Source organism: Xenorhabdus thuongxuanensis, from assembly GCF_001908095.1.
GTDB lineage: Bacteria > Pseudomonadota > Gammaproteobacteria > Enterobacterales > Enterobacteriaceae > Xenorhabdus > Xenorhabdus thuongxuanensis.
Genome location: NZ_MKGR01000001.1, coordinates 231828 through 238020, shown reverse-complemented (window position 1 = coordinate 238020; position 6193 = coordinate 231828). Strand labels below are relative to the sequence as shown.

Annotated in this window: 6 protein-coding genes; 5 read left to right on the top strand and 1 reads right to left on the bottom strand. The window is 43.9% G+C overall.

All coding sequences use genetic code 11. The annotated features are described in order from the left end of the window. The first annotated feature begins 116 nt into the window (after positions 1 to 116). The gene (locus tag Xentx_RS01085; protein WP_074018422.1) at positions 117 to 902 is read left to right on the top strand and encodes an AraC family transcriptional regulator; all 786 of its coding nucleotides are present in this window, start codon (positions 117 to 119) and stop codon (positions 900 to 902) included. Positions 903 to 1014: 112 nt separating this feature from the next. Here Xentx_RS01085 and Xentx_RS01080 read toward each other — a convergent pair whose 3' ends face one another. After that, positions 1015 to 2298, bottom strand: a complete 1284-nt coding sequence (locus Xentx_RS01080) for a citrate synthase (RefSeq protein WP_074018421.1) — start codon at positions 2296 to 2298, stop codon at positions 1015 to 1017. A gap of 619 nt (positions 2299 to 2917) precedes the next feature. Between Xentx_RS01080 and sdhC the strand changes: the two genes are divergently transcribed. From sdhC to Xentx_RS01060, 4 genes are read left to right on the top strand one after another with little or no spacing between them, the layout of a single operon-like run. Next, complete coding sequence (sdhC, locus tag Xentx_RS01075) at positions 2918 to 3307, top strand: succinate dehydrogenase cytochrome b556 subunit (protein WP_074018503.1); 390 nt, start codon at positions 2918 to 2920, stop codon at positions 3305 to 3307. Then, the gene (sdhD, locus tag Xentx_RS01070) at positions 3301 to 3648 is read left to right on the top strand and encodes a succinate dehydrogenase membrane anchor subunit (protein WP_074018420.1); all 348 of its coding nucleotides are present in this window, start codon (positions 3301 to 3303) and stop codon (positions 3646 to 3648) included. The genes sdhC and sdhD overlap by 7 nt, the downstream gene beginning before the upstream one ends. Continuing rightward, on the top strand, positions 3649 to 5415 hold the full coding sequence (gene sdhA / locus Xentx_RS01065) for a succinate dehydrogenase flavoprotein subunit (RefSeq protein WP_074018419.1): 1767 nt from the start codon (positions 3649 to 3651) through the stop codon (positions 5413 to 5415). Positions 5416 to 5452: 37 nt separating this feature from the next. Continuing rightward, positions 5453 to 6169 carry a succinate dehydrogenase iron-sulfur subunit gene (locus Xentx_RS01060; RefSeq protein ID WP_074018418.1) on the top strand — a complete coding sequence of 239 codons (717 nt, stop codon included), beginning with the start codon at positions 5453 to 5455 and terminating at the stop codon, positions 6167 to 6169. Positions 6170 to 6193 lie beyond the last annotated feature (24 nt).

Sequence of the window (6193 nt, the reverse complement as noted above, 5' to 3'; positions counted from 1 at the left end):
CGCGGCATGATGGTGAGGTCTGGTTGTTTTTTGGCGAAAGTAATTATACCAAATCATCATGCTGTCTAATAATCCCTCACAAAACATCAACACGCCCTAAATCAGGAGGAATGAACATGGTATGGCTGCAACAAAGTGATTATTTTGATCCTGATAGCTTGGATATGCCTGTGATAGGGATTGCCGCAGAGATGGGGCAACACGATTCTGGCTTTCATCAACATGATATGGGGCAATTGCTGTTTACCCAGCGGGGCTGTATCAAGATCACATTGGCAAACCAGATCTCTGTTCTGCCCCCAACCAGGGTAGCATGGATACCTCCAAAGACACGGCATCGGGCAGAAATGCGTGGCGCTGTAGGTTACCGTTCTATTTATTTAAATTCTAATTACTTGAAATCTTATGAAATGGCGTTACTTTCGACGCAAAGTGAAGTATTGGAAGCCACACCACTATTACAGGCTCTTCTAGAACGTATCGCAATATCTTCTTTTGACTCTGATTGGGAGCAGGGAAAAGGAGCAAATTTGTTGGCACTATTTTTTGATGAAATTCGTGAGGCGCGTAGGGAACCAACCTTATTGCCGCTGCCATCTGATCGGCGGTTAACACATTTGTCATTTGATCAGTTGCCGTCACCATTACACAGACTGGCTACTTATATTGGTGCCAGTGAGAAAACCATTACCCGGATATTTCAACGTGAAACAGGGATGAACTATCAACAGTGGCGGCAGCAATGGAGATTGGTAAAGGCGATAGAGTTATTAGCGCAGAATAAAACATTATCCTATGTTGCCCAGGAGCTCGGTTTTGCCAACGATAGTGCATTTGTGACATTTTTTCGCAAAATTATGGGAAGACCACCAAAGGAATATATGGCGGGCTCAGAGAAATAAAACAAAACTACACCCCTAATCTCAGAATAAAAACTGGCATAAGAGGTGCAGAAATACACTATTCAACATGTGTCAGAATATGACCAAGATATGAATAGTGTTATTGATCAAATTACTTTTCCAACTGGCTCTTGAAATCGCGTTTCGTGTGACCAGTATAAAGCTGGCGTGGACGTGCGATCTTCAAGCCTTCATCGTGCATTTCATTCCAGTGTGCAATCCAGCCAATAGTACGGGCCATAGCGAAAATCACGGTGAACATGGTTGATGGAATACCCATGGCTTTCAGGATAATGCCTGAATAGAAGTCGACGTTTGGATACAATTTTTTCTCAATGAAGTATGGGTCATGCAAGGCAATGCGTTCTAATTCCATTGCAACTTCCAGCAGACTGTCATTCAGACCAAGCTCATTTAGCACTTCATGGCAGGTTTCACGCATCACTGTCGCGCGAGGATCATAATTTTTGTAAACACGGTGACCAAAACCCATCAGGCGGAAAGAGTCATTTTTGTCTTTGGCGCGAGCGATGAATTCAGGAATGTGTTCAACAGTTTGGATCTCCTCTAGCATCCGCAAGCAGGCTTCATTTGCTCCGCCATGTGCTGGTCCCCAGAGGGATGCAATACCCGCAGCAATACAAGCAAATGGGTTGGCACCAGAAGAGCCCGCAGTACGTACCGTTGAAGTTGAAGCATTTTGTTCATGATCTGCATGCAGAATGAGAATGCGATCCATGGCGCGTTCTAATACTGGATTAACCTTATATTCCTCACACGGTGTTGAGAACATCATGTACAGGAAGTTGGCAGCATAAGACAGATCGTTGCGTGGATAAACGAAAGGCTGCCCAATAGAATATTTGTAACACATTGCCGCAACAGTTGGCATTTTGGACAGCAAACGGTAAGCAGTGATTTCACGGTGGTGAGGATTATGGACATCCAGGGCATCATGATAGAAGGCAGCCAGTGCGCCTGTAACACCACAAAGTACGGCCATTGGATGGGAGTCACGGCGGAAACCGTGGAACAGACGGGTGATCTGTTCGTGGATCATAGTATGGCGAGTCACCGTAGTTCTAAATTTTTCATATTCTTCGGGGGTGGGTGGTTCGCCATATAGCAGAATGTAACAGACTTCCAGATAGGTCGATTCCGTTGCAAGCTGATCGATGGGAAAACCACGGTGTAGCAAAATGCCTTCATTGCCATCAATATAGGTGATTTTCGACTCACAGGAGGCAGTGGAAGTAAAACCTGGATCATAAGTATAGAAGCCTTTTGAGCCGAGGGTACGAACGTCAATCACTTCAGGACCTAGAGTCGGCGTTAGTACGTCTAGTTCGATAGCAGCTGAACCATTTATGTTCAACGTAGCCTTTTTATCAGCCATTTATATCTCCTTAGCGCTTATTTTTATAACCCCTAACAACCAGATAGGCGCAATTTATACTGTGCCAAAGGCATTGTGCTACCGGAGAGAATTTAAAATCAGGCTGGTATCACATTTAACGCTGAAATCTCATTACGGATGACAATGGTTTTCAGGTTGTTAAAAAGTTTCTGGAAGTTATGTTTAAAGTATTATTGACATAAAATGTTATCATTTTGTGCTTATGTGATACTTTTGCATAACTTTTATCTTTCGTTAAGATTAATTTTCCGTCATTTAATGATGGAAAATAATATATAGCGATATATATGTAAGATAAATGTTTAATCTTTGTCAAACAAGATTGTGGATTTCATGGATAATGTTTGAATCGTGATCTTTCTCACTGTTCAAGCTAAATGTTAATAATCATATTGTGTGGGAATTGTAATAACAATGTGAAGTACTTATACTTCTATAAGGTCTCCGGATTATCCTGATGTAGGAGCACCCAGCGTAATCAAATCACAACTTTTGATGAACAGTAAGGATTGTTTAAGTTATATGTTGTGTCTTTGTATCCCCTTAGCGCTGTCTGATTCCCGCTCAGGACCGGAGGATGGAAAATAAAAAAAGCTTTGTGGGCAAAATTGTGAAAAAACAAAGACCTGTCAACCTTGATCTGCGGACGATTAACCAACCCGTCTCCGCGATAGCTTCGATCTTGCACCGTATCTCAGGCGTCATCACCTTTATCGCAGTTGGTATTCTACTGTGGTTATTGGGGATGTCACTGTCTTCGCAAGAGGGCTTCCTGCAATCATCTGAAATCATGACTGGCTTCTTCGCCAAATTTATCCTGTGGGGGATATTGACGGCGCTGGCTTACCACATTTGTGGAGGTATTCGCCATGTATTGATGGATTTTGGTTTTCTGGAGGAAAATCTTGCTACCGGTAGTGCATCTGCCAAAGTAGCAATAGCAATCGCGGTTATTCTGTCTATTCTGGCTGGGGTATTATTATGGTAAGCAACGCATCCGCTTTAGGTCGTACAGGTATTCAGGATTGGCTGCTACTGCGCGCATCCGCAATTATTATTGTTTTGTATGTCCTTTATCTCGTTGGTTTTGTCGCAACAACGTCGGATATTACTTATGAAGTTTGGCGTGATTTCTTTTCTTCATCCCTCACTAAAGTATTCACCGTATTGACTCTGTTTTCTATTCTGGTTCATGCATGGATTGGAATGTGGCAGGTACTGACAGATTATGTCAAGCCACTCGTACTGCGTCTGGTTTTGCAGCTGGTGATTATTGTAGCGCTGTTAACTTATTTAATTTACGGAACAATTGTTGTGTGGGGTGCATAAATGAAACTACCAGTAAGAGAGTTTGACGCTGTTGTTATTGGTGCTGGTGGTGCAGGTATGCGTGCTGCACTACAAATTTCACAAATGGGTTTATCCTGTGCTTTGATTTCCAAAGTATTTCCAACTCGTTCCCACACTGTTTCGGCACAGGGAGGAATCACTGTTGCTTTGGGCAATTCCCATGAAGATAACTGGGAATGGCACATGTATGATACGGTGAAAGGCTCCGATTATATTGGTGACCAGGATGCCATCGAATATATGTGTAAGACTGGTCCAGAAGCTATTTTGGAACTGGAACACATGGGGCTGCCATTCTCCCGTCTGGATGATGGTCGTATTTACCAACGTCCATTTGGTGGGCAATCCAGAAATTTTGGTGGTGAGCAGGCAGCTCGTACTGCTGCTGCTGCTGACCGAACTGGTCACGCTCTATTGCATACTCTGTATCAGCAGAATTTAAAAAACCACACGACTATTTTCTCTGAATGGTATTCGTTGGATCTGGTTAAGAATCAGGATGGCGCCATTGTTGGTTGTACCGCTATTTGTATTGAAACCGGTGAAGTGGTCTATTTCAAAGCTAAGGCGACTATTCTGGCAACGGGTGGTGCTGGCCGTATCTTCCAATCCACAACTAATGCACATATTAATACCGGTGATGGCGTGGGGATGGCATTGCGTGCAGGTGTCCCTGTTCAGGATATGGAAATGTGGCAATTCCACCCAACTGGTATTGCTGGCGCAGGTGTTTTGGTTACAGAAGGCTGCCGTGGTGAAGGTGGTTACCTGCTGAATAAAGATGGTGAACGCTTTATGGAGCGTTATGCACCAAATGCTAAAGACCTTGCTGGTCGTGATGTGGTCGCACGTTCTATGATGATCGAAATTCGTGAAGGCCGTGGCTGTGAAGGTCCATGGGGGCCACATGTCAAACTGAAACTGGATCATCTGGGTAAAGATGTATTGGAATCTCGCCTGCCAGGTATCCTTGAGTTATCCCGTACTTTCGCTCACGTCGATCCGGTAAAAGAGCCGATCCCTGTTATCCCAACCTGTCACTATATGATGGGTGGTATCCCAACTAAGATCACAGGTCAGGCATTGACAGTAAATGAAAAAGGCGAAGATGTGGTGATCCCTGGTTTGTTTGCTGTGGGTGAGATTGCTTGCGTATCTGTTCACGGCGCAAATCGTCTGGGCGGTAACTCACTACTTGATCTGGTGGTATTTGGTCGTTCCGCAGGTTTGCATTTGAAAGAGTGTCTGATGGAACAAGGCTCTAGTCGTGATGCCAGCGAATCTGATGTTGATGCAGCGTTGCAACGTCTGAACCGTTGGAATAATACCTGTTCAGGTGAAGATCCAGTGGAAATTCGCAAAGCATTGCAAGCTTGCATGCAGCATAATTTCTCGGTATTCCGTGAAGGTGATGCGATGGCAAGAGGACTGGAAGAACTGAAAGTGATTCGTGAACGTCTGAGAAATGCTCGTCTGGATGATTCCTCATCAGAATTCAATACCCAACGTATCGAATGTTTGGAACTGGATAATCTAATGGAAACGGCTTATTCAACTGCGGTTTCTGCAAACTTCCGTACAGAAAGTCGTGGTGCCCATAGCCGCTTTGATTATCCAGAGCGTGATGATGCTAACTGGCTGTGCCATAGCCTGTATTTACCGCAAACTGAGAGCATGACTCGTCGTGAAGTGAATATGCAGCCAACGCTGCGTGAAGCTTTCCCGCCGAAAGTGCGTTCTTACTAATTGCATTGCTGATGTTCCAGTTGCGGAGAAATAGATTATGAAACTTGAATTTTCAATTTATCGTTATAATCCAGATGTGGATGATGTACCTCATATGCAGGACTACACACTGGAAGCACAGGAAGGGCGCGACATGATGTTACTGGATGCGCTCATCCAGTTAAAGGAGCAAGATCCAACCTTGTCATTCCGTCGCTCTTGCCGTGAGGGTGTTTGTGGCTCTGATGGCGTGAATATGAATGGTAAAAACGGTTTGGCATGTATTACACCCATTTCAGCGTTGCGTCGTGGCAATAAGAAAATTGTTATTCGCCCATTGCCTGGTTTGCCAGTGGTTCGTGATCTGGTTGTTGATATGGGTCAGTTCTACACGCAATATGAAAAAATCCGTCCTTATCTAATTAATGATGGTAAAAATCCACCCGCACGTGAGCACCTGCAATCACCAGTGCAGCGTGAAAAGCTGGATGGTTTGTATGAATGTATCTTATGTGCTTGTTGCTCAACATCTTGCCCATCATTCTGGTGGAATCCAGATAAATTTATCGGCCCAGCTGGTCTTTTAGCGGCATACCGTTTCCTGATCGACAGTCGTGACACTGAAACAAATTCACGATTGGATAATCTGAATGATGCATTTAGTGTTTTCCGTTGCCATGGAATTATGAATTGCGTCAACGTATGTCCTAAAGGATTAAATCCAACAAAAGCGATTGGTCATATTAAATCTATGTTGCTGAAACATAGTGCATAGCGAAATAAAAATTTGTGCATAAAT

Excerpts from the sequence above, each read along its gene's own strand:
- sdhD (WP_074018420.1), top strand. The coding sequence starts at position 3,301 with ATGGTAAGCAACGCATCCGCTTTAGGTCGTACAGGTATTCAGGATTGG.
- sdhA (WP_074018419.1), top strand. The coding sequence starts at position 3,649 with ATGAAACTACCAGTAAGAGAGTTTGACGCTGTTGTTATTGGTGCTGGT.
- Xentx_RS01060 (WP_074018418.1), top strand. The coding sequence starts at position 5,453 with ATGAAACTTGAATTTTCAATTTATCGTTATAATCCAGATGTGGATGAT.
- Xentx_RS01085 (WP_074018422.1), top strand. The coding sequence starts at position 117 with ATGGTATGGCTGCAACAAAGTGATTATTTTGATCCTGATAGCTTGGAT.
- Xentx_RS01080 (WP_074018421.1), bottom strand. The coding sequence starts at position 2,298 with ATGGCTGATAAAAAGGCTACGTTGAACATAAATGGTTCAGCTGCTATC.